Annotated in this window: 17 protein-coding genes and 1 pseudogene; 8 read left to right on the top strand and 10 right to left on the bottom strand. The window is 64.4% G+C overall.

What is annotated here, in order from left to right; all coding sequences use genetic code 11:
- Positions 1-42: 42 nt before the first annotated feature.
- The 3 genes from P1T08_10635 to P1T08_10625 form a co-directional block, all read right to left on the bottom strand.
- Entirely contained in the window at positions 43-2,238 is a 2,196-nt protein-coding gene (locus tag P1T08_10635; GenBank protein MDF1596532.1) for an APC family permease, read from the bottom strand.
- Positions 2,239-2,316: 78 nt separating this feature from the next.
- The gene (locus P1T08_10630; GenBank protein ID MDF1596531.1) at positions 2,317-2,805 is read right to left on the bottom strand and encodes a hypothetical protein; all 489 of its coding nucleotides are present in this window, start codon (positions 2,803-2,805) and stop codon (positions 2,317-2,319) included.
- 219 nt (positions 2,806-3,024) lie between these two features.
- Positions 3,025-3,651, bottom strand: coding sequence for a NifU family protein (locus P1T08_10625; protein ID MDF1596530.1), 627 nt, complete (start codon positions 3,649-3,651; stop codon positions 3,025-3,027).
- Between the two features lie 73 nt (positions 3,652-3,724).
- Here P1T08_10625 and P1T08_10620 point away from each other — a divergent pair, with 73 nt between their 5' ends.
- The 6 genes from P1T08_10620 to P1T08_10595 all read left to right on the top strand — a co-directional run bounded on the left by P1T08_10620 (position 3,725) and on the right by P1T08_10595 (position 13,466).
- Positions 3,725-4,945, top strand: a complete 1,221-nt coding sequence (locus P1T08_10620) for an ATP-grasp domain-containing protein (GenBank protein MDF1596529.1) — start codon at positions 3,725-3,727, stop codon at positions 4,943-4,945.
- A gap of 231 nt (positions 4,946-5,176) precedes the next feature.
- Positions 5,177-5,725 (top strand): hypothetical protein, encoded by a 549-nt coding sequence (locus tag P1T08_10615; GenBank protein MDF1596528.1) that lies wholly within the window; start codon positions 5,177-5,179, stop codon positions 5,723-5,725.
- A 97-nt stretch (positions 5,726-5,822) separates the two neighbouring features.
- On the top strand, positions 5,823-9,059 hold the full coding sequence (locus P1T08_10610) for a BMP family ABC transporter substrate-binding protein (protein ID MDF1596527.1): 3,237 nt from the start codon (positions 5,823-5,825) through the stop codon (positions 9,057-9,059).
- Positions 9,049-10,647: a 4-alpha-glucanotransferase gene (gene malQ / locus P1T08_10605; GenBank protein ID MDF1596526.1), complete on the top strand. Its 1,599-nt coding sequence runs from the start codon at positions 9,049-9,051 to the stop codon at positions 10,645-10,647. Before P1T08_10610 ends, malQ begins: the two co-directional genes overlap by 11 nt.
- 42 nt (positions 10,648-10,689) lie before the next feature.
- Entirely contained in the window at positions 10,690-12,654 is a 1,965-nt protein-coding gene (locus P1T08_10600; GenBank protein ID MDF1596525.1) for a S9 family peptidase, read from the top strand.
- A gap of 164 nt (positions 12,655-12,818) precedes the next feature.
- Positions 12,819-13,466, top strand: coding sequence for a thiamine diphosphokinase (locus P1T08_10595; protein ID MDF1596524.1), 648 nt, complete (start codon positions 12,819-12,821; stop codon positions 13,464-13,466).
- A 22-nt stretch (positions 13,467-13,488) separates the two neighbouring features.
- On the opposite strand, the gene P1T08_10590 is transcribed toward P1T08_10595, so the two are convergent.
- Positions 13,489-14,466, bottom strand: coding sequence for a D-glycerate dehydrogenase (locus tag P1T08_10590; protein ID MDF1596523.1), 978 nt, complete (start codon positions 14,464-14,466; stop codon positions 13,489-13,491).
- Positions 14,467-14,499: 33 nt separating this feature from the next.
- Between P1T08_10590 and P1T08_10585 the strand changes: the two genes are divergently transcribed.
- Entirely contained in the window at positions 14,500-16,539 is a 2,040-nt protein-coding gene (locus tag P1T08_10585) for a prolyl oligopeptidase family serine peptidase (GenBank protein MDF1596522.1), read from the top strand.
- 86 nt (positions 16,540-16,625) lie between these two features.
- Here P1T08_10585 and P1T08_10580 read toward each other — a convergent pair whose 3' ends face one another.
- Positions 16,626-17,534: an SDR family NAD(P)-dependent oxidoreductase gene (locus P1T08_10580; protein ID MDF1596521.1), complete on the bottom strand. Its 909-nt coding sequence runs from the start codon at positions 17,532-17,534 to the stop codon at positions 16,626-16,628.
- A 115-nt stretch (positions 17,535-17,649) separates the two neighbouring features.
- Positions 17,650-18,741: a glycoside hydrolase family 3 protein gene (locus P1T08_10575; GenBank protein MDF1596520.1), complete on the bottom strand. Its 1,092-nt coding sequence runs from the start codon at positions 18,739-18,741 to the stop codon at positions 17,650-17,652.
- 7 nt (positions 18,742-18,748) lie between these two features.
- Between P1T08_10575 and P1T08_10570 the strand changes: the two genes are divergently transcribed.
- Positions 18,749-19,003: a hypothetical protein gene (locus P1T08_10570; protein ID MDF1596519.1), complete on the top strand. Its 255-nt coding sequence runs from the start codon at positions 18,749-18,751 to the stop codon at positions 19,001-19,003.
- Here P1T08_10570 and P1T08_10565 read toward each other — a convergent pair.
- The 4 genes and pseudogenes from P1T08_10565 to P1T08_10550 form a co-directional block, all read right to left on the bottom strand.
- Positions 18,996-20,780 (bottom strand): long-chain fatty acid--CoA ligase, encoded by a 1,785-nt coding sequence (locus P1T08_10565; GenBank protein MDF1596518.1) that lies wholly within the window; start codon positions 20,778-20,780, stop codon positions 18,996-18,998. The two genes, P1T08_10570 and P1T08_10565, sit on opposite strands and share 8 nt — an antisense overlap.
- 79 nt (positions 20,781-20,859) lie before the next feature.
- Positions 20,860-21,987: a CaiB/BaiF CoA-transferase family protein gene (locus tag P1T08_10560; GenBank protein ID MDF1596517.1), complete on the bottom strand. Its 1,128-nt coding sequence runs from the start codon at positions 21,985-21,987 to the stop codon at positions 20,860-20,862.
- A 2-nt stretch (positions 21,988-21,989) separates the two neighbouring features.
- Positions 21,990-23,072: an AI-2E family transporter gene (locus P1T08_10555; protein MDF1596516.1), complete on the bottom strand. Its 1,083-nt coding sequence runs from the start codon at positions 23,070-23,072 to the stop codon at positions 21,990-21,992.
- A gap of 42 nt (positions 23,073-23,114) precedes the next feature.
- Positions 23,115-23,417 (bottom strand): annotated as a pseudogene (locus tag P1T08_10550) (rhodanese-like domain-containing protein).
- Positions 23,418-23,492 lie beyond the last annotated feature (75 nt).

Here is a 23,492-nt window from a genome sequence, read left to right as displayed (position 1 = left end):
GTGGCGCGTCACGGTCCATTGCATTGCGGAAAAAACCTGGCGTCAGTAGATCAACCGCTCCAGATTTGCCCGGAGAAAGCCGGGAGTCCCCGGCTCACGTGAGGACACCACCAATACCGGGGCCTGGACCGCCTCGGCGATGCTGTCCGTCAACTCCGCTCCAAGCCCGGTCGTCCTCCGGGAGGCGCCGAGGATCACGAGATCGGAGCCGCGGCCTCGCGCCGCGATCGCTTCCAGGAAGTCGGGCGCCCGCTCCACAACACTCGAGGTTGGAGCGCGGCAGAGTCCCTCGAGTTGCATGTGATAACCCTTGATAGCGTCAACCTGTGGATCGGTGGCGTCCTCCGGCAGGACGTGTACAAAGGAAATCGCGGCACCTGGAGCAGTCGCAAACCGGTTTCCGACATCGATCTTCATGACGTCATAGGGCGAACCCGCCCCCATGACCGTGATGCGGCGAGGATCCACGACCTCACCACCATGCAAGATCGCCACGTCGCAGGATGCGTGTTCCTGAAGCCACCTGACATCAGCAGAGAAGCCCCGTCGTCGCCTACCGGGCTCCGACTGGTAGGTCAGCACAAGGTCCACTGAATGCCTGGCGAGGTAGTCGTTGAGCGCGGCGCGAACATCCGCACCACGCGGGCGGACCACACCAACATCAATCCCGAGCTCATCAGCGATACGCCTGACCCCGATCCGGAACGGGTCGCTGGCCTCCGGGAACCTGGCCCGCTTCCACCACAACGCACCCCTCACATCGCGATCGACGCGAGCCAGGGTGATCCGACCATCATCGGCGACGAGGCCGTTCGCCAGCCGGAGCAAGGCCCGCAGACGACTCGAGACGATCGCGTCGGACACCGGAATCAGGATGTGGTCACGGCCTGGGAGGCTCAGGGCATCCCGGGTCAAATCGACGAGACGGCTCGTCGCCCGCAGTCGGAGTGCATCGAGGAGAGCACTCTCGTGGGACACGCGCGATTGTCCGAAGATCCTGTACCAAATCACCCCAACCATGACGATTCCCACAGCCCCGACGACCGGAAACAACCCAAGTTGGGTGAACAGCACGAGGGCACCGGCGATGCCGGCGATCTGAATATACGGGTAGAAAGGCGACTTGAATCCCGGCCGATACCACGGGACCTTCGCCTCGCGGAAAGCAATCACAGAGAGATTGACCAGAGAAAACACGAGCACTTGAAAGGCGGAGGCAAGCTTGGCGAGCTCGATGAGCGGGACCGTGGCGATCAACAGGATCAGCATCGACCCGGTCACCAGAACGGATGCGGTCGGTGTTCCGCTCCGTTTACCAACCCGCTCGAAGAAGCGAGGCGCCAGCGCGTTTCGGGCCATCGCAAACGGATATCGCGACGAGCTGAGCAGGCCGGCATTCGCCATGCTGACGAGGGCGAGAATGGCGGTTACCGCCACGATGTCCTGGCCGAGCGATCCTGTGAACTGCCGGGCGGCGGCCACCATCGGCGCCGGATCGGAACCGATCGTGGCAAGCGGCACCGTCCCAACGATCACCATCAACAGAGCCGGATAGAGAACCAGCATCAGTCCGATCGAGCCGAGCATGCCGATCGGAAGGGACCGGGATGGGTTCTTCACTTCTTCGGCCACCGAGGCGACCTTGGTAACCCCCGCGTACGATACGAACACGAGTGCGGTTGCTGCGATGAGACCGCCGAGTCCCTCAGGAGCGAACGGCGTGAATGCGTCGACATCCATCGATCCGGCCCCGACCACGACGATGAACCCGAGGACGGCCAACACCGCCGCCACGATGACCGTCTGGAACCGGCCGGACAGCCGCACCCCCGTGGCATTCATTCCGGTCAGCAGAACCCCCAGACCGATTCCTACCCACTGAACCGGGACATCAACGAAAAAATCGAGGTAACCCTCGAATCCGACCAGCGCGAACGCAGCCTTGAACACAAGGGCAAACCAAACTCCGAATCCTGCAATCGTTCCCATCAGCGGGCCCATGGCCCGATCGATGAACAGGTAGGTGCCACCGGCCATCGGCATGGCGGTTGCCATTTCTGCCTTGCTGAGGGCTGCAGGAACGACCACAAGACCGGCCAGGATGTACGCAAGAACGGCGGCAGGCCCGGCCAGTTGAATGGCCAGGCCCGGCAGGACGAAGATCCCGCTTCCGATCATCGCACCAAGGCTCACGGTGAAAACGGCCGGGAGGCTCAGATGGCGCTGCAGCGTGGTCAAACAGGCGTCCTAGTCAGACGGTACGGCCCTAGTCCGGGCGATGGTAGCTGCCGGGGTTTGTGGTACGCCCGAATGGGTCTAGTTGTTCAGGTGCTCGACGGCGCCTTCCAGGCTTTCGATGAGCCGGGCGAAGAACCGATCGAGACACTCCTCCGCCACCCGGTGCAGGTACACCGTATCGGCCACAGCCCCGACTGCCCACAGGGGAGGTCGGTAGTGGCACGTGAAGGTGATCTGGGTTCGACCAGCGCCCGCCGGAAACGCTTCGAGCTCTCCGACCAGGATCGGGTAGACGCCGGCATGCTCCGAGGCGTGCCAGCTGATCTTGCGCTTCGACAGCGGGAGGGGCGCAACGACCTCTTCGAAGTCGCCGATCTCGAGGGTCACATCCGCCCCCATGATGATCCCATCGAGGTCGATCTCGAGCATGCCGGCCACTGCATCATTCTCGACCGAAGTGCCGTCCAGGGCGGGTGAGAACAAGCGGGCAGGATCGTCACGCATGAACCGCCTGGCGGCCTCGTAGGGAATCCCAACGGTCTCGTAGTGGAATACATCACGTTGCACGGCGGATCCTTTTCCGGTTGTTACTCCAGCCAACCACATGACGAGGTCGCTGAACAGGGCCAAATGTACTGCCGAGGATCGACGTCCGGTTCTTCACTGAACGGTGCCGGCGAATGGTTGCGGCTCGAAACCATCACGGGATCGTCTGGTTGCGCAGGAGCGCGATTGTCATTGCCTCTCAGACGGCAATCTAGAACTCATCCGCATAGGCCTGCGAGGCTATTTCTTGGCCTGCTGGTAGTAGGGGTTGCTGCCACCGGCGTGATCCGTCACATCGACGACTTTGGCGATCTCCGGAATGGCCTCAGTGATGATCCGCTCGATCCCGTGCTTGAGCGTCACCGTTGCCATACCGCAGCCCTGGCAACCGCCCATCAACTCCAGATACACGGTGTCGTCCTCCACGGAGATCAACCGGGCGGCTCCGCCGTGTGAGGCGATAGCCGGGTTGACCTCGTGCTCGAGAACGTGCTGCACCTGCTCAACGAGCGGGCCGGAGAGTTGGGCCTTATCGGCGCTCGGCATCGTCGGGCTGACGGGGTTGTTCGGATTGTCGATGGCAAGCCCGGGGTTCATGGGATCGTCGCCGAGGTTGATCGTGGCGCCCCGCAGCTTGTCGGCATCGGCCTGCCGGACGATGAGCGCCAGGTCATCGATTCTTTCGACGAGATCCGTTGGTTGAGCATCGACAACCGGCACGAAGCTGAGCTCATAGTTGAACTGGGTGGCCTGCATGCCGGTGACTTCGATGAACAGGGCGAATTCATCATCGCCGGGTTCGGCGTCACGGATTTGTTGAATCATGCGCAGAGCATCTTCAGTTATCGAAAGAATCGTGTCAGTCATCCCGTTCCCCATTGGCGAAACCGGCATGGTACCGGTTCGCATGCATTGCGCACGCCGGTAGGGTGCACAGGCCATGGCCCACGTCGTCCTAATCCTTCCGACCGCTACCTATCGCGCCGCCGGGTTCATCGATGCCGCCTCCCAACTCGGAGCCGATATCACCATTGCCTCGGAGGCTGTGCCGCCCTTGTCCGACCGCGCTCAGAGCGCCGGTGTTCTCATTGATTGCACCTCACCTGAGATGTCCGCGCGGCGGATCGTCGCACACGCCGACGGACACCCGATCGACGCCATCGTCGCCGCGGATGACCAGGGTGTTGAGATAGCCGCACTGGCCGCCGGGTTGCTCGGACTGCCCCACAACTCCCCGTTCGGTGTAGCCGCCACGAGAAACAAGGCCATGCTGCGCAGGGCACTGGCGAAGGCGGAAGTCCCCCAGCCTGCCTTCGGAGTAGTGAACACCGCAGACGAGGCGAAAGCCACGGTCGCCGATCTGGGGGCGCCGGCAGTGTTGAAGCCCCTCGGTCTCAGCGCCTCACAAGGCGTGATCCGGGTTGACGACCCATCAGAAGCTCCGGCCGCCGCCGAGCAAATCCGCCGCATCCTGATCACCGAAGGTCGTTCACCCGGCGAGCCCATCCTGGTGGAACGCTTCATACCCGGCGTCGAGGTCGCCGTCGAAGGACTTCTCGCGGACGGAAACCTCCAGGTGCTGGCAGTCTTCGACAAGCCGGACCCACTCGACGGCCCGTACTTCGAAGAGACGATCCTCGTAACACCGTCCCGGCTGCACCCGGAAATGATCGAGGAGGTGATCCGGGTGACCGAACGAGCAGTTGCAGCGCTCGAGTTGCGTGAAGGCCCAATTCACGCCGAGTTACGCGTCGACGGCGCGCGCGTCGTACTCCTCGAGGTGGCCGCTCGCTCGATCGGCGGCCTGTGCGGGCGTTCGTTGCGATTCGGCCTGCTCGGTACCTCACTCGAGACGCTCATCCTGCGCAGGGCACTCGCTATGCCGGTGGCAGGCCTCCACCGTGAAGGTCTGGCGTCGGGCGTCATGATGCTGCCTATCCCCAGGGCCGGGATTCTCCGCTCGGTGACGGGTCACGAGGAGGCGCTCGCCGTTCCCGGCATCACGGACCTGGAGATCTCGATGCACACCGGCGATACGATCCGGCCGCTACCGGAAGGCAATCGCTATCTCGGGTTCCTATTCGCCAAGGGCGCCACGCCGCTCGAGGTGGAACAGGCGCTGCGAACGGCGCACGCCGCCCTCCAGTTCGTCATCGACTGATCTGGTCAGGGAGCTCACGGCGCTCCTCGGCAACACGACCGTGCGGATCGCCGACGTGAGTGTCCGCAGCACCACCCAGAACCCGACCGTGAACACGACGAAGCGCACCGCCAGCCTGGCCGGGCGCCCATTCTTCGCGCTCGTAGAGCGTCCGTAGAGCGCTCGTGGAGTGTCCGGCGAGCTACCTCCGGCATGGTGAGGGTGGAAGCACGACTCGAAGAGGAGAGGACAATGGCTACCCAGGTACTCGACAAGCAGAAGACCAGTCCCAGGGTCGGAAAGCAGACGGTCGTCGAACCGTCGAAGCGGAAATGGACCCTCGTCAACCTCGTGGCGGCTGCCGTCGTGGTCGGCGTGGCGATAGGGGCAGTGGCCTCCTCGTCGCCCGGGCCGGTTGCGTTGACCCAGGGCCAGTTGGCCGACATAGCCCGCTACACGGCCCAAGCGGAAGCGCTCAGCCTCCAGCAGAGCTGGCTGGCAGACACGGCCCGCTATCAGGCCCGAGCGCAAACCCAGGCGATCGTGAAAGGTCAACTCGCCGACTCCGCCCGCTACACCGCACAAGCAACAGCACAGCAAGCATCACTGCAACGAAGCTGGGCAGCAGACACGGCCAGATATCAGGCAATGGCCGCAGCAACGCTAGGGCTCACCCAGGGACAACTCGCCGACTCCGCCCGCTACACCGCACAAGCAACAGCACAACAGGAGGCGGCACTCCGTGGACAGGCCGCCGACTCGGCCCGCTGGATTGCACGTGGTGAGGCGTTCAACGGCTAGTCAGCCTCCCCGCCACCCGAGCAAGCTCCCGGTTCAACCGGGAGCTTGCCATTGGGAGAATGCAATCAACACATCGAAGGTCCCAGCAGGTAGGTTGATGAAGGAGCTCAACGCGGCGAGGTCGTCTATGGAGTACCGGATCCTGGGGCCGCTCGAAGTCACCATCGATGGTGCCCGGGTTCCGCTCGGCCCACCGAAGCAAAGAGCGCTCCTGGCAGTGCTGGCACTCCATGCCAACCGGGTCGTTTCCACCGATCGGCTCATCGGGGAGCTGTGGGGCGAGTCGCCCCCGCGCACTGCCGACCATTCTCTCCAGACTTACGTTTCGGGCTTGCGTAACGCTCTCGCCCCGGGAGTCACCGACCCGGCCGGGCAAGTCATCGTGACCCGTCCGCCCGGCTATCAGCTGACCGTCGATCCCGACTCGATCGACCTGCTTCGCTTCGAGGAGCAACTCGAGGAGCAAATACTGCTCCAGGACCCGGGCCTGGCGCCGGAGCGACGTCTCCCGCCGGCGGCCGGGGTTGGAGACCCGGACATGCGCAACCCCTACAAGGGTCTCCAGGCCTTCTCAGAAGACGACGCGCTGGACTATTTCGGGCGCGAAGCCCTGACCACCCAACTCGTCTCCGTGCTCGAATCGAGCCGGCTGGTTGCAGTGGTTGGTCCATCGGGATGCGGCAAGTCGAGTGTCGTGCGGGCCGGCCTCATCCCTGCGCTTCGCCGCGGAGCAATCGCAGGCTCCGAGCGCTGGCTGATCGCCCGCATGATGCCGGGCGCCCACCCCTACGCAGAGCTGGAAGCAGCCCTGCTCCGGGCCGCCCCTCATCCCCCGGACAGCTTGATGGATCAGCTCCAGAGCGACGACCTGGGTCTGCTGCGAGCAGTGCTGCGAGTTCTTCCGGATGAGTCGACCCAACTGGTGCTGATGCTTGACCAGTTCGAAGAGCTGTTCTCGTTGGTCGACGACGAGGCCAACCGCCGGCGTTTCCTCGACGACCTGGTCACCACCCTGACAGATCCCCACTCCCGCTTGCGAGTGGTGCTCACGCTGCGAGCCGACTTCTACGACCGGCCGCTGCTCTATCCCGAGTTTGGAAGTCTCTTCACCCGGACCGTCGTCAATGTGATGCCGTTGACTGCCGAGGAGCTGGAACGGGCGGCGATTCGTCCGGCGGCGAGCGTCGGTATTTCGTTCGAGCCGGCCCTGCTCGCCCAGTTGGTCGCCGACGTCACCCATCAGCCGGGCGGCTTGCCGCTTTTTCAGTACGCACTCACGGAGCTGTTCGAACGCCGGGAAGGCGGCACGCTCACCCTCGACGCCTACCGTCAGATCGGCGGCCTCGACGGTGCCCTCACCCGACGCTCAGAAGAACTGTATGGCCGGCTCCGCCCGGATGAGCAGGAAGCGGCCCGCCAGGTGTTCCTCCGCCTGGTGACACTCAGCGAATCCATGGAAGAAACCCGGCGCCGGGTTCCGGCCGGCGAAGTGATGTCGGTCGAGGTCGACCCGGCGGCGGTGGAAACGGCCATCGAACTGTTTGCCACCCACCGGCTCATCACGTTCGATCGCGACCCGCTCACGGGCGCTCCCACGCTGGAGGTCGCCCACGAAGCGTTGCTGCGGGAGTGGGACCGGCTGCGCGAGTGGATCGATTCCAGCCGGGACGACCTGCGCCGGCACGGCGCGTTTGCCGCCGCCGTCGACGAGTGGGTGTCGGCGGACCGCCAGGTCGACTACTTGCTGTCGGGTAACCGCCTCGAGCAGTACGAGCAATGGGAACTCGGCAGTTCGATGCGCCTCACCGCCCTGGAACGCGCATTCCTCATGGAGAGCATCGCCAGACGTGATGAACGCCAACTGGCCGAGGAGGCACGAAGAGAAGCCGAGCGAAGGCTCGTGCGGCGAGCCCGGAGGCGACTCACTTCTCTGATTTCATTGTTTGTGACGATCGCGGCCGGGGCCGCTCTGGCGACGATCGTGCTGTTGGGCGGTGAGACACCACAGGTGGCCCTCGTGTTCGAGGGAAGGGGCGACCGGGGCTGGGGGGATCTCGAGGCAGCCGGCCTCGATCGGGCCGCCTTGGAATTCGACATCGAAGCCTTCGACCTACTTCCGCTGGTCGATCCGCTGGAAGAGACGCGTTCGCTGATCGAATCCGGCTTTGATCTCGTCATCCTCAGTGGCGCTACCTACAGCGACCCCTTGGCGCTGGCTCCCGAATACCCCTCCGTGTGGTTTGCGATGATCGACGGCGGCGACTGGACCGATCCGAGCTTCCTCGAGCAGCCCAACATCGTGGATCTGGAATTCGCCGAGGCCGAAGGTTCGTATCTGGTAGGTGTTGCCGCGGCCCTCACCTCCACAACGGGGACCATCGGGTATGTGGGAGGAGGCCCGGTGAGGTTGCTTTGGGAATTCCAGGCCGGCTACGAGGCAGGGGCCAGGTCGGTCGACCCAGACATCGAGATTCTCGTCACCTGGGTTTCCGATCGATTATTTGAAGGGTTCGCCGACCCCGACGGCGGCGAAGCGGCCGCTCGCCGTCTGTACGAGCAGGGCGCCGATGTCGTGTACCACGCGGCCGGACTGTCGGGAGTAGGGGTACATCGCGCCGCGGTGGAATTGAGCAAGGAGACGGGAACCCACTTGTGGATGATCGGATCCGACGAGGACGAATACTGGGCGGGCTCGGCCGAGTCGCGTCCCCATGTGCTCACCTCGATGATGAAACGCACCGACGAAGCGATCTTTCGTACGGTGTCCGGGTTCCTCGACGGAACGCTCACAGCCGGGCGGACGGTCCTGGGGCTGAAAGACGGAGGAGTCGGCTACTCCCAGAGCGGGGGATTTCTGACTGAGCACCTTCCTCGATTGGAGGAAGCACGAACGGCCATCATCAACGGCGCCATCGAGGTCCCGACCGCGCCCTCCGGCGAGAGCACTGTGATCCCACCGTTCGACATCGCCGACGCCGACAAGGTCGGTTCGGTCGTGTTCGGACCCGAAGGCTGCCGCTTCGAGGAGCCCGAACCCCTCTTCGCCAACGAGTTGATGGGACTGAGGTTGGCCAACCATCACGACGCACCGATTCTGGTTGCGGTGTTTCGGTTGCTCGAGGAGGTCCCCTTCGATCCGACACCCGCAGCGGCCGCCCCGATGCCGGCCTACGCCGACCCCGATAACCAGGCAACGTTCTTTCTGGAGCCGGGGCAAACCTGGTCGACCAACGGCACGATGGTGGAGGGAACCTACCGGGTGGTGTGCCTGACGACTTTCGAAGAGGCACCAATGGTATATCCCGCCGCCGAGTTCGAGGTTGGTGGGGGTTGACCCCAGATGCGACTCCTGCCGCGAGAAGCTCCAAAAACCGGAACACACCAGGGTCCATTTGTCCGCCGGGTGTGAGAGCGGGCAGAATCGGATCATGCAACTCACCAGGTCATCCGGCATTCTCCTGCATCCCACCAGCCTTCCCGGCCGGTACGGCATCGGTGACCTCGGGCCCGCCGCCCACGACTGGATCGAGGCCCTCGCCGAGACCGGCACCGGCTTGTGGCAGCTGCTGCCGCTCGGGCCGACCGGGTACGGCGATTCGCCCTATCAGTGCTTTTCGGCGTTCGCCGGCAATCCATATCTGGTCAGCCCCGATCTGCTGCTGACCGACGGGCTGCTGATAGCGGCCGATCTCGCCGAACTGCCCGACTTGCGCAACGAAGCCGTCGACTACGGGACGGTGATCCCCTTCAAGCTCGGCCTCCTGGATCGCGCCTTCGCGCGGAGCTCCGACCTGGATCTCGAAGACGATCTGCAACGCTTCCGGGAACGACACGCCGGCTGGCTCACCGACTTCGGACTGTTCATGGCCCTCAAAGACATTCACGATGGCGAGCCGTGGTGGACCTGGGAGGCCGACCTGCGCGATCGAAAACAGGCCGCCCTCGACCGGACCAGATCCCGATACACCGACCTGATCCATCGTCACATCTTTCGCCAGTTCTTGTTCTTTCGCCAGTGGGAGCAAATCCGGGAGAAGGCCGCCCGGTGCAACGTCCGGATCATCGGCGACCTCCCGATCTTCGTTGCAGAGGATTCGGCAGACGTCTGGTCGCACCGCCACCTGTTCGCCCTCGACGACGAAGGCCGACCGACCGTGATTGCCGGGGTGCCTCCCGACTATTTCTCCCCGACAGGCCAGCTGTGGGGCAATCCGCTCTACCGGTGGGAGGTGCACAAGGAAACCGGATACGCCTGGTGGCTCGATCGACTGCGAGCCGTCCTCGATCTCGTCGATGTCGTCCGCCTCGATCACTTCCGCGGATTCGCCGCCTACTGGGAAGTGCCCGGCGGTGAGGACACGGCAGAGACCGGCCGCTGGGTCGAGGGCCCCGGAGCCGGATTCCTGGAGGCGGTGGCCGCCGAGTTCGGACAGCCGCCGATCATCGCCGAGGACCTCGGCGAGATCACCCCCGACGTGATCGAACTGCGCGACCGCTTCGAGCTGCCCGGTATGAAGATCCTCCAGTTCGCGTTCGACTCAGGCGAGACGAACGATTTCCTCCCCCACCGGTATCCCGAGCACTGCGTCGTCTACACGGGCACCCACGACAACGACACCACCCGTGGTTGGTTCGAGTCGGCCGGTGACGACGACAAGGCATTCGCCCTCGAGTATCTCGGCGTCGACGGACAGAACTATGCCTGGGACCTCATTCGGGCTGCCTGGGAATCGAGAGCGGCGTGGGCGGTGACCACCATGCAAGACGTTCTCGATCTCGGGACCGAAGCACGCATGAACTTCCCGAGCGTCCCGGCCGGCAACTGGCGATGGCGAATGACCGAAGGTTCCTTCAGCCCGGAGCTTCGGGCCCGGTTCCGTCAACTGAACGAGACCGCCGGACGTTCGGCGTCTGGCGACTGATCAGCTACCAACTCCGGCGCCGGCGCTGCTACCTTCGATGCCATGAGCCGTCCCATCACCGCTGAAGATCTCTGGAGACTCCCCCGGGTCGAGCCCCCGGCAGTTACGCCGGACGGATCCACCGTCGTTGTTCCGGTCACCCACTACGACCTCGACGCCAACGAGGGCCATACGGTCCTCTATCTGTTGGGTAGCGGCGATCCCCGCCCGCTGACGGATCCGGGGCAGAGCGCCACCTCACCCGCCATCAGCACGGGCGGAAAGTCGATCGCGTTCGTTCGCAAGGAAACAGACGGAAACCCTCAGGTCCACCTCCTGCGCCTGGACGGAGGCGAGGCCATTCGCCCGACGCAACTGCCACTCGGCGCCACGGGACCACGCTGGCTTCCCGACGGCCGGCTGGTAATCGTCGTCAAGCTGCTGCGCGAGGCCCCGACCATCGCCGGCACCCGGGTTCTGGTCGAGCAGCGCAAGAAGACGAAGTCGTCGGTCCGGTCCACCGAGCGGCGGGTGTACCGCTTCTGGGACACCTGGTTCACCGGCGGAGAAATGTGGCACCCATTCGTCATGGATCCCGCCTCAGGCGAATTGACCGATCTCACCCCCGGCCGGCACTGGTGGTGGCGCCTCCCGACCCAGGGTGAGCCTGCCGGCGCCTACGACGTGGCTCCCGACGGCACCGAGATCACGTTCTCCGCCTGGGAGGTCGACGACCTCGACGAGTTGCCCATCTGGCGGCTCTACGCCGCCAGACTCGATACGGGCGAGGTGAGCTGCCTGACCCCCGAACTCACCGGTGATGCGACCTCACCCCGCTACACGCCGGACGGAGGCCACCTGGCCTACCTCTTCCAGCGCCAACCGGATTTCTACGCCGACCGGCAGCGGCTGGCCGTGATCGAGCGGGCAACGGGAGAGCACCACGTCCTCACCGAGGAGTGGGATTCGTCGATCGGCACGATCGCTCCGAGTCTGACTTCGAACGACCTGGTCATCACGGCAGAGGAGGCGGGGCAGGTTGCGCTGTATCGCATCGGGTTCGAAGGTGGTACTCCCGACGTGATCGCCAGATCCGGGACGCTGACGAATCCGGTCCCACTCTCGGACGGTTCGATCTATGCCCGCCACCAGAGCCTCTCGCAGCCGCCGGAGATCGTACGAATCGACGGCGCGGACGGTTCCCTCAATCGCGTCACTCATTTCACCGACGAGATCCTGGTCGGTCTGACCCTCGGTGCCACCGAAGAAATGACGATCCAGGGCGCGGACGGCGATGACGTGCAGGTGTTGATCGTCTTCCCGCCGGATTTCGATCCTGCCCGTCGCATGCCGCTCGTTCACCTGATCCACGGCGGCCCGCACGGCACGTTCGGCGACATGTGGCACTTCCGCTGGAATGCACAGGCCTTCGCTGCTCCCGGCTACGTGGTCGCCATGGTCAACTTCCACGGTTCCACATCGTTCGGTGACGCGTTCACCAGGTCGATTCACGCCCGCTGGGGCGACCAGCCGGCCACCGACGTAATGGCAGCCACCGACGCCCTCATCGAGCGCGGTTTCGTGGACGCCGACCGGATGGCAATCACCGGCGGATCGTACGGCGGCTACCTGGTCGCCTGGCTGATGAGCCAGACCGACCGGTTCTCCTGTGCCGTCGCCCACGCCGCCGTGACGAACCTGGCTGGGATGTACGCCACCGACATGACCTACGGGTTCGGCCGCTCCCGCGGAGCGGAGGTCTGGGAAGACCGAGAGCAGGTCGACCGCTGGAGCCCATCGGCCCACGCGGCCGGCTACGGCACCCCGACGCTGGTGATCCACAGCGAGCAGGATTTCCGGGTGCCGGTGACGCAGAGTCTCGAACTTTACGGCGTATTGAAGGCCAAGGGCGTTCCAGCCCGACTCGTCTACTTCCCGGATGAGAACCACTGGATCCTCAAACCGCAGAACTCGCTGGTCTGGTACAAGGAAGTGCACGATTGGTTGGCTCGTTGGCTCGCTGAGTGACGTCTTACTCGCGATTACGCGCGTAAGACGGTTTTGTCATTCGCAAATACCGCCGAGAGTGGTCAAGAACCCCGAAATGGGCAGGCAGGGCCTTGCTCGATTGGAGATTGGCAGCACACCCCGGAACGGCGCCGCCTCTGAACGAGGCGTAGGCTGAGCGCACGATGGATGAACCAACAACGGCAATCGTCCTGGCCGGCGGCGACATCGTCAATCCGGACGTCATCGAGGACCTCCCCGACGACGCGTTCATCGTGGCCGCCGATTCCGGACTCGATCGGGCCCTGGGACTCGGCCTCGAAGTCGATCTCCTCGTCGGCGACATGGACTCGGTGTCGGCGGATGCGCTGTCCGCCTACCGCGAGACTCCCGTCGAACGGCACCCGACCGAGAAGGACCACACGGACCTCGAACTCGCCCTGCGGGCCGCAATGCGTATGGGCGTCGACCGCATCATCATCGTGGGAGGCTCCGGAGGAAGGCTCGACCACTTTCTCGCCAATGCGCTGCTCGTGTCGTCGGCCGATTTCTCAGATGTCGACGTCGAGTGGCTCACCGGCGATGCCCGCCTCCACGTCGTGCACGGCACGACCCGGATTCATAGCGCTCCCGGTTGCCACATCTCGCTCCTGGCCGTACACGGCCCGGTACGTGGGATCCGGACCGAGGGGCTCCGCTGGGAGCTCAAGGACGAAGATCTGCTGCCGGGTGCCACCCGCGGCGTGAGCAACATCTTCGAACAACCGGTGGCGACGGTGAGCGTGCGGGAGGGAACCTTGCTTGCAATCCTGACGGGTGACGCCTCGGTGTAGCGGCATGCCGTGCCCCATCCGTCTACTCGTACACCTCCGGGTTGGCGCAGACCGGCATCCGGCGGCCCGTCAGGGCGGCGATCAGGTTCTCGGCGGCCAGCTCGGCCATGGCGGCGCGGGTTGCCACACTCGCCGAACCGAGGTGCGGAATGATCAAGCAGTTCTGGAGGGCCAGCAGCGGATGATCGGCCGGGATGGGCTCCGGTTCGGTCACATCGAGGGCCGCCCCGGCGATCCAGCCCTCCCGGAGCGCCTCCTCGAGGGCCCCGGGGTCGACCAGGCCTCCCCGGCTGCCGTTCACCAGCGTGGCCGTCGGTTTCATCAACCCCAATGCACGACGATCGATCAGGTGGTACGTCTCGTCGGTCAGCGGCGCCATGACGACCACATGGTCGGACTCGGCCAGCAGATCCTCGAACGACCGATAGTAGGCGTTCAGATCCGCGGCCTGTTCGTCCGGCCGTCGATTGTGATAGAGGATCCGCATCTCGAACCCGCCGGCCCGCCGGGCAACGGCCGATCCGATTCGGCCCATACCGATGATCCCGAGGGTCGTGTGGTGCAGATCACCTCCGAGCAATAGATCCGGCTGCCATGGCCCCCAGCGTCCCTCCTTGACGTAGGCGGCCCCCTCGACCACCCGCCGGACCAGGGCGAGCAGGAGTGCGAACACCGTGTCGGCCGTCGTCTCGTTGAGAACCTCCGGCGTGTGACCCACCGGAATGCCCCGGATGGTCGCGGCGGCCAGGTCCACATTGTCGAGGCCGACGGCCATCTGGCTGACCGCCCGCAGCGCCGGCGCTGCTGCAAACAACTCCGCGTCGACCACATCGGTGAGCATCGAGTACAGGCCATCGGCCCGGGCGATCGCAGTGAGCAGCTCGTCCCGGGGCATGACCCGATCCTCATCCCAGAGGACTACGCGGCACGATTCCTCGAGCATTTCCCGCGCCCGTCCCGGCGGGCGGCGGGTCACCACGATTCCCGGCTGATCAGTCATGCAAGCGATCGTAGCCCCGTAGACTCGCCGCCCATGACCTACTCCTACCCCACCACCAGACGAGGCGACGATACGGACGACTTCTGGGGCAATCAGGTTGCCGACCCCTACCGCTGGCTCGAAGACCCCGACTCCCCCGAAACGCAGGCGTGGGTCGACGCTCAGAACGAAGTCACCTTCGCCCACCTCCGAGGGCTGCCTGCCCGTTCCGCCCTCCGGAGCCGCATGGAAGAGCTGTGGGACTTCCCGCGCTGGACTGCGCCGGTGCGGCGCGGTCGGCGCTTGTTCTTCACCAAGAACGACGGCCTGCAGAACCAGCCGGTCCTCTACCGGCAGGACGGGTTGAAAGGAGAACCCGTAGTCCTCCTCGACCCCAACACGCTCACCGAGGACGGCACCACCGCCCTCGTTGATTCATCTGCGAGTGACGACGGGTCGCTGCTCGCTATCAGCATCGCCGAGTCGGGCAGCGACTGGCAAACCATCAGCATCCTCGATGTCGAGACCGGCACCGAACTCCCCGACCGCCTGCGCAACGTGAAGTTCACCTCGATTGCCTGGCTGCCCGATGGCCGCGGCTTCTTCTACTCTCGCTTCCCGACCGAGGACGAGATACCGGACGCTCCACCGAGTACGCATCAGCGCGTGTACTCCCACCTGATCGGAACCGCCCAGGATCAGGACGAGCTGGTATATGCACGCCCCGACGCCCCCGACCTCGGGTTCATGCCGTTCGTGTCGGACGACGGTCGCTATCTCGTACTCCATGTTTGGGAGGGCACCGACAGCCGCAATCGTCTCTACTACCGTCCGCTCGACGGTGACGGCGACTTCGTGCTCCTCCTCGACGAGTTCGACGCCCGGTACGAGTTCATCGAGCACCTCGATGGCCGGTTCCTGATCCTCACCGACCTCGACGCTCCGCTCGGCAGAATAGTTGCGATCGATCTCAACCATCCAGACCGAGACGACTGGGTCGAGATCGTCCCCCAGGGTGAAGATGCCCTGGTACACGGAGCGCTGACGGGCGGCCGGCTCATCACGATGTGGATGCACCACGCTCATCACCTGATCCGGATTCACGACGCCTCGGGCGCCTTCGTGGATGAACCTCCGCTGCCCGGCCTCGGCAGCGTCGTCGAGCTCACCGGCCGCCCCGGCGACCGGGACCTGTTCATCGGCTATCAGTCGTTCACCCAGCCGCCGACCGTGCTGCGCTACGACTTCGAAACCGGAACGCTGGGGACGATGTGGACCGCATCCGGCCGCGACGACGACCGCTTCCGCACCCGCCAGGGCTTCGCCACTTCCCCCGACGGGACCAGGGTGCCGATGTTCCTGATCGGCCTGGCCGATCTCGAACCGGACGGCGCAACCCCCACCATTCTGTACGGCTACGGGGGCTTCGACATCAGCCTCACGCCGACGTACCAGCCCGCCCGCCTCGCCTTCCTCGAAGCAGGCGGCCTCTTCGCCGTCGCCAATCTGCGGGGAGGCTCCGAATATGGACAGGCCTGGCACCAGGCCGGGATGCTCGTCAACAAGCAGAACGTATTCGACGACTTCATTGCCTGTGCCGAGTACCTGATCGAGGAAGGTATCACCTCCGCCGATCATCTCGGCATTCTCGGCGGTTCCAACGGAGGTCTGCTCGTCTCGGCCGTCGAACTGCAGAGGCCGGAGCTGTTCGGGGCCGTTGTGCCGGTCGTCCCCGTTACCGACATGTTGCGCTACCACCGCTTCACGGCCGGTCGCTACTGGATACCGGAGTACGGCAACGCTGAGGAGAGCAGAGAGCACTTCGAGTTCCTGATCGAGTACTCACCTCTTCACAATGTCGAAGCAGGCGTCACCTATCCGCCCACCCTGATTACGACCGCCGACACCGACGATCGGGTGGTGCCAATGCATGCCTACAAGTTCACTGCCACCATGCAGGCGCAGGCGGATCCGTCCTCGCCCTTGCTGCTACGGGTCGAGACCCGCGCAGGACACGGACTCGGGAAACCGACCGCCAAGGTGATCGAAGAAGCCGCCGATATCTACGCGTTTTTCCTGCACCACCTGCGTTAGGGCGAACGCCGTAGGCGCACAAGCGGGAGGGACGTCCCGCTGCCTACCGTCTACTGCCTACTGCCCTATGGCCTATGGCCTCGTGCCTACTTCGGCTGAAAGGCCTCGGCCAGATACCCCATCTCCTCCTGGTTGTTGAGCGGGATGGTGTATTCGCTGATGTCGCGAATCTCGTCGAGGTGATCACGGATGTCTTCGATGGACGGAACTACACCCTGCCCGGCAAACCAACCGGCGTTGACGCCGGTGAAGATCCTGGCAAAACGGCCGCCGCCGACTGAGAAGACCTCATGGGTCAGCTCACACTGCTCCGAGGCGAGGTAGACCACGATCGGCATGACCTGCTCTGGAGCGACCAGGTCGGCGAACGGGCCGAGGAGATCTTCGGTCATCCGGGTCCTGGCGACCGGGGCGATGACGTTGGATTTGATGTTGTACTTTGCGCCCTCGATGGCGAGCACGTTGGACAACCCGACCAGGCCACCCTTGGCGGCGCCGTAGTTGGTTTGTCCAAAATTGCCGAAGATGCCGGAGGGAGATGAGGTGAACACCAGCCGCCCGTACCCCTTGTCCTTCATGACCACGAAAGCAGGTTGCGTCACGTAGAACGCACCCTTCAAATGAACATCGATGACCGGGTTGAGATGCTCTGGAGTGAGTTTGGCGAAGCTCGTGTCCCGCAAGATTCCGGCGTTGTTGATGAGAATGTCGACGGTGTCGAACGCCTCGAGCGCAGATTGCACGATGGCCGCACCACCCTCCGGCGTTGCCACCGAGTCGTAGTTCGCAACCGCCTCACCGCCGGCCGCGATGATTTCGGCCACTGTTGCGTCGGCGGCGGCCGACGCGCCACCGGATCCATCGACGCCGCCACCTAGATCGTTGACGACGACCCTGGCCCCACGCCGGGCCAGTTCGAGTGCATAGGTCTTGCCGAGCCCGCCCCCGGCACCGGTGACGATCGCCACCCGGTTGTCGAACGTGATGTCGCTCACGGTTGTTCCTCTCCGGGACCAGGTCCCACGGTTGCCTTCATGAGAGTTCCCCCAAAACGAAACCTGATGACTCCCCGATAGAATCGACTCCACAGTACCGGATGCAACCGCATCCTCAGCAGTCGAGACCGGCGCGCCGGCAGGCGTCCGCCACGCGGTTGGCGACCATTCCAATGGCGTCGAGCATCGCCGCGTCGACCGCTGGTGGATCCGGCCGGTCGGCGAGTCCGAGATCGAACTTGAGGCCAAGTATGCGGGAGAGGGCATCATCGATGGTCTGCTCGGGAATCGCTCCATCGGCAACCGAGGCCAGAATGGCCGATACCGCCGCTTCCACGTCGCCGGGATTCAAGAGGAGGTCGGATCCGGCCATCAGCGCCTGCACAGCCCGCTCCCCCGGTCCCCAGGCCGCCACCGCCTGCATGTTGGCCAGGTCGTCGGTGACAATGACACCGACGAACCCGAGGCCCACCCGCAGTTGGTCGTAGGTGATTGCCCTCGACATGGAAGCCGGGAGTCCCGACGGATCGAGAGCCGGATAGGCGACGTGGGCCACCATCACCAGCGGGGCACCGGCCTCGACCGCGGCGGCGAAGGGAACCAGGTCGGTCGCCGCCCACTCGTCGCGCTCCGTCATCACCACCGGTAGGCCGAGGTGGCTATCCACCGCCGTATTGCCGTGGCCGGGGAAATGCTTCACCGCGGCCGCCACTCCTGCCGATTCGAACCCCCGCAGTGCGGCCACGGTCATGGCCGCCACGAGCTCTGGATCGCTTCCGTAGGAACGGTCCCCGATGGCCGGGTTGCCTGCGCCGAGCACGTTCACGTCGGCCACCGGGGCGAAGTCGACGTTGATACCGAGCGCAGCCAGTTGAACACCGGTCGCCCAGGCGGCAGCTTCGGTGAGTTCACGATCGTTGAGCGCGCCGAACACCGCGGCAGACGGAAACCGCTGAACGTCGGCGAACTGGATCCGATCGATCCGCCCACCCTCTTGGTCGACTGCAATGAGGAGGGGAACGGCACTGGCCTCCTGGAGGCGAGCCGTCAGGTTCTGCACCTGGCCCGAGGACACGAAATTCCCGTTGGCCGACTTCAGGAGAACCCCGCCCAGCGGGAAGTCGTTGAGGAGTCCAAGCGCGGCAGTGGCGTCGCTTCCCGAGAACTCCACCAGCATCAACTGGGCGGCCCTTTCCTCCAGGCTCATCGAGGCGATGGCCTCCTCGACGAAAGATGCCCGTGCGTCCCGACTGGTCGTGGTAGATGGAAGAGGCGCCACCGAGGTGGTGGTCGCCGCCACCGGGCGCGTAGTAGTGGTCCGGGCATCGGGAATCGGCGTGGGACCAGCGCTGGAGGCCGGACTCTGGGCTGCGGTGCATCCGGCCAGCACCAACGACGCCGCGACAAACGAGACCAACCGCGCCGACCGCCACAGAGGGCGCTGGCTACCGGGCATGCCTGCTATTTGACGTACATGCCCTCAATGACGTCGGCGTACTTCTCGTTGACAACGCCACGCTTCACCTTGAGTGTCGGCGTCAGTTCGCCACCTTCAATCGTGAAGTCGTCGGGGAGAATACGGAAGGTACGCACCGACTCCGCCTTCGAGACCGCCTTGTTGGCGTCGTCGATAGCGTTCTGAATCTCCCCCCGCAGATCCTCATCGTCGAGTACCTCCATGACATTGGCGGACTTGTCGTGCTCGGTGGCCCAGACCGGATAGACATCGGGATCGATCGTGACCAGTGCAGAAATGAACGGCTGCCCATCGCCGACCACCATGCACTGGCTGATCAACGGGTGTGCCCGCATCCGGTCCTCCAGCACCGCCGGCGCAACGTTCTTGCCGCCCGACGTGACGATCAACTCCTTCTTGCGGCCGGTGATACGGAGGTAGCCGTCGGAATCGATCTCGCCGACATCGCCGGAATGGAACCAGCCGTCATCGTCGAACACCTCTGCCGTTGCCCGCTCGTTCTTCCAGTAGCCGCGGAACACGCACCCACCCTTGATCAGCACTTCGCCGTCGTCGGCGATCGCAACGCTGCCGCCGGAGGCGGGGCGCCCGACGGTCCCGATGCGAGCATCGTCCGGCCGGTTGAAGAAAGTGGCGGCCGTGGTCTCGGTGAGCCCATACCCCTCCAGCACGGTCACCCCGATGCCCTTGTAGAAGTAGCCGAGACGTTCGCCGAGCGCCGCTCCCCCGGACACCGCGTAAACGAGACGCCCCCCGAACACGTGGCGCACCTTGCCGTAGACCAGTTTGTCGAACAGGCCGTGCGCCAGGCGCGTTGTGAATCTGACGGACCCCTCTTGCTCCTGCCTTGCATAGGAGATCGCCACTTTGGCGGCCAAATCGAAGATCTTTCCTTTACCGTCGGCGTCTGCCTTTGCCTTTGCGGAGTTGAACACCTTTTCGAATACCCGCGGCACGGAGAACACCCAGCGAGGCTTGAACATCTCAAGTTCCTCGACGAGCTGAGCAGTACCGGTCGAATAACCGATCGTCACACCTGTGGTGATGCACCCGACCTGCACGACCTGGGCAAAGCTGTGTGCCAATGGCAAGAACATGAGGTTCGAGTTGCCGTCGGCAAAGAGGTCATGAAGTTCCTGGACCACCTGGCGGAGATCCCAAATGAAGTTGTAGTGGGTGAGCATGCACCCCTTCGGCATTCCGGTGGTTCCCGAGGTGTAGATGAGTAGTGCGAGATCGTCGTGGCTGATTCCGGCGACTCGTCCGGCCACCTGGTCGCGCGCCTCACCGCCGGCCGCCGCCAGCGTGTCCAGGCCACCGGAGTCGATCACATACACCGACCGGCAGCCGGGGAGGTCGCCGGCCACGGAATCGAAGTTCGCTTTCAGGGCATCGTTTTCGCAGAAGATCATCTTCGATCCGCTGTCGCTCACGATCCATTTCAGCTGGTCGACCGAGGACGTCTCGTATACGGTGACGGGCACCCCACCCGCCATCCACACGGCGTACTGGGCGAAGGTGAACTCCATCCGGGTCGCCGAGTAGATGGCTACCCGATCACCTCGTTCTAGCCCGTCGGCAATCAATCCCGCCGCCAGCGTTTCGACCTTTTCGAGCATCTCTTTGGTCGAGACGTTCACGAATCGATCGCCGTCCCGATAGGCCAGGGCCGGGGAGTCCGGATGCGACTCCGCCCGACTGATGAACGCCGACACCGCGTTGTCAGTCGACGCGATCTTCGTCTCACCTGGGCTCGTGTACTTCTGCATGACCGTCCTCCTGGGACAGGGACCGGGATCCGCAAACCCCGCTATGTCCGAATGGTAGCGACCGAGGAACTGCGCCCAATCAAGCGACGGCGCCGCCGGCCCGCAGCCCCGCAATTCGATCCGGCGCGTACCCGAGTCCAGTGAGCACTTCATCGGTGTTGGCGCCCGGTGGCGGCTGGGCGGCCGGTTCCCCGGCGGGTGTTCTGGAGAAGCGCGGAGCCGGTGCCGGCATCATCGTCCCCGCCACCTCGACGAAGGTCGCCCTGGCAACGTTGTGCGGATGACTGGAAGCTTCCGACCAGGTCAAGACCGGGCTGACGCAAGCGTCGGTCCCCCGGAAGACCTCTTCCCATTCGTCCCTCGACTTCGTGGCGAAAGCCGAGGAGAACCGTTCTCGCAGTTCCGGCCATCCGGACCTATCCATCTGAGCCGGCAGATCTGCCTCCGCCAGCCCTAGGCCTTCGAGGAGGGCCGCATAGAACTGCGGTTCGAGCGCTCCGACCGCCACATAGCGACCGTCGCCGGTCTGGTACGTGTCGTAGAACGGAGCACCACCATCGAGGAGGTTGCCGCCGCGCACATCGTCCCAGAGACCAGCCGCCCGCATCTCGTGAAACATCGTGGTGAGGAGGGCGGAGCCATCGACCATGGCTGCATCGACGATCTGCCCGACCCCTGAGGTGCGCGCTTCGTGAAGTGCGGCCAGCACACCGACGGCCAGGAACATGGCTCCCCCGCCAAAGTCACCGATGAGGTTGAGGGGTGGAGGTGGTGGCCGGTCGTCGGGACCAATGGGCCAGAGAGCTCCCGACATGGCCAGGTAGTCGATGTCGTGGCCGGCAGTCTTGGCGAGGGGGCCATCTTGGCCCCACCCCGTCATTCGTCCGTAGACTAGGGCCTGATTTCGACGGAAGCACTCGTCGGGTCCGACCCCTAGACGCTCTGCGACGCCCGGCCGGAAGCCCTCGATCAGGATGTCGGCCCGGTCCACCAGCCGCAAAACCACGTCGAGTCCGTCGGGGTGTTTGAGGTCCACCGCCATCGAGCGGCGGCCCCTGGCCATGAAGCCGGGGATCCAGGTCGAAGCCTGCGCCGTCCGCTCGATCTGGACGACGTCGGCACCCAGGTCGGCCAGGAGCATTCCGGTGAATGGGCCGGGACCGATACCGGCCAGCTCGACGACCCTCACGCCGGCCAGCGGTCCCATGGTCAGGCCGGAACTTCTTCCTGCTCTTCACCGACGACCGGGTGGATCTCGAGGTAGCCAGAGATCACCGCCTGAATGATGGCGGCAGCCGGAAGGGCGATGATCGCACCGATCGGGCCCAGCACACCGATTCCGGTTAGCGCGGAACCGAAGGCCACGGCGGGGTGAAGTGACATCGTTCTGGCCGTGATCCGCGGAGCGAGGAGGTAGTTCTCGAATTGCTGATATGCAACTAGCACGACAACCACCCAGAAGGCCTGGGCAGGCGACTGGAAGAAGCCGGCCAGTACGGGGAGGAAGGCGGCGATGTATGCACCGACGGCAGGAACGAGTTGTGAGACCAGGCCGACCCAGATGGCCAGTGCCAGCGCGTTGGGAACGTCGATTATCCGCAGGGCCACCCAGGTGAAGAGAGCGGAGGCGGCTGCCAGCAGGAGCCGCGAGTACACGTATCCGCCGGTCTTCTGTACGGCAATCTCCCAGATGCGGAGCATCTCTCGCTGGCGGTCGGGGCGGAACACCCGCAAGACCACGCGCCTGAACTTCGGACCCTCAGCCACCATGTAGAAGGCGAAAAAGGCGACGGTCAGGCCACTGATCACTACACCCAGCAGCGCCGACCCAAAGCCGAGCACACCCGAGGCAACGTTTGAACCGTAATCGGAGAGCAATTGCTGGAAGTCCGGGGATCCCCCTTCGAACATCGAGTCCGAGATATCCAGGTTGAGCCAATCGTCGAGCGAAGCGGTGAATGCATCGATGTACTTCGGGAGATCCGCGGCGATGGCGCTCCCCTGATCAACGGTGGCCGGGACCATGATGGCGATGAACGCCACAAGCACGAGGGCGGAGACGACGAACACGAAGGCCGTTGCCACTCCTCTTCGCCAACCGCGGGCGGCGAGGTACTTGACCCCCGGCTCGAGCGCGAACGAAATGAACACGGCCAGCAGAAGTGCGAGGATCAGACCCGTGATCCGGGACAACAGCCAGAAGATCCCGGCAGCCACGGCCAGAGAAAACAGCACGTACCACACGGCCCGGCGAAACCAACCGGGAACTGGAGTGCGTTCGGGATAGGTCATGCAGGGCGCAGGATACGACCCGCGACGGGCCGCGTCGGGGATTCACTTCTCGATCGGCGCTCCGACCAGGTTTCCCCATTCGGTCCACGATCCGTCGTAGTTGCGAACAGAGGGATACCCGAGCAGGTACCTGAGCACGAACCAGGTGTGGCTCGAACGTTCGCCGATCCGGCAATAGGCGACCACGTCATCGGCCGAACTCATCCCGAGTTCCCCTTCGTAGATCGCACGCAGCTCAATCGCCGATTTGAAGGTGCCGTCCTCATGGACGGCCCGCTTCCAAGGGACACTGGCCGCGCCCGGTATGTGCCCGCCGCGCAACGCGCCCTCCTGGGGGTAATCGGGCGCTTCGGAATTGAGCGGGGTGTAGGGGTTCCCGGTTGATTAGGAGGGCTCTGCCAATCTGATGGTTACTACGCC

This window comes from Acidimicrobiia bacterium (assembly GCA_029210695.1).
Taxonomy (GTDB): Bacteria; Actinomycetota; Acidimicrobiia; order Spongiisociales; family JAHEDJ01; genus JAHEDJ01.
Note: the sequence above shows the minus strand (reverse complement) of the source record. Positions and strands in the feature narration are given on the sequence as shown.

Excerpts from the sequence above, each read along its gene's own strand:
- P1T08_10610 (MDF1596527.1), top strand. The coding sequence starts at position 5,823 with ATGAAGGAGCTCAACGCGGCGAGGTCGTCTATGGAGTACCGGATCCTG.
- P1T08_10620 (MDF1596529.1), top strand. The coding sequence starts at position 3,725 with ATGGCCCACGTCGTCCTAATCCTTCCGACCGCTACCTATCGCGCCGCC.
- P1T08_10600 (MDF1596525.1), top strand. The coding sequence starts at position 10,690 with ATGAGCCGTCCCATCACCGCTGAAGATCTCTGGAGACTCCCCCGGGTC.
- P1T08_10560 (MDF1596517.1), bottom strand. The coding sequence starts at position 21,987 with ATGGGACCGCTGGCCGGCGTGAGGGTCGTCGAGCTGGCCGGTATCGGT.
- P1T08_10565 (MDF1596518.1), bottom strand. The coding sequence starts at position 20,780 with ATGCAGAAGTACACGAGCCCAGGTGAGACGAAGATCGCGTCGACTGAC.
- P1T08_10575 (MDF1596520.1), bottom strand. The coding sequence starts at position 18,741 with ATGAGCCTGGAGGAAAGGGCCGCCCAGTTGATGCTGGTGGAGTTCTCG.
- P1T08_10590 (MDF1596523.1), bottom strand. The coding sequence starts at position 14,466 with ATGACTGATCAGCCGGGAATCGTGGTGACCCGCCGCCCGCCGGGACGG.
- P1T08_10615 (MDF1596528.1), top strand. The coding sequence starts at position 5,177 with ATGGCTACCCAGGTACTCGACAAGCAGAAGACCAGTCCCAGGGTCGGA.
- P1T08_10555 (MDF1596516.1), bottom strand. The coding sequence starts at position 23,072 with ATGACCTATCCCGAACGCACTCCAGTTCCCGGTTGGTTTCGCCGGGCC.
- P1T08_10585 (MDF1596522.1), top strand. The coding sequence starts at position 14,500 with ATGACCTACTCCTACCCCACCACCAGACGAGGCGACGATACGGACGAC.
- P1T08_10570 (MDF1596519.1), top strand. The coding sequence starts at position 18,749 with ATGGCCTCCTCGACGAAAGATGCCCGTGCGTCCCGACTGGTCGTGGTA.
- P1T08_10595 (MDF1596524.1), top strand. The coding sequence starts at position 12,819 with ATGGATGAACCAACAACGGCAATCGTCCTGGCCGGCGGCGACATCGTC.
- P1T08_10625 (MDF1596530.1), bottom strand. The coding sequence starts at position 3,651 with ATGACTGACACGATTCTTTCGATAACTGAAGATGCTCTGCGCATGATT.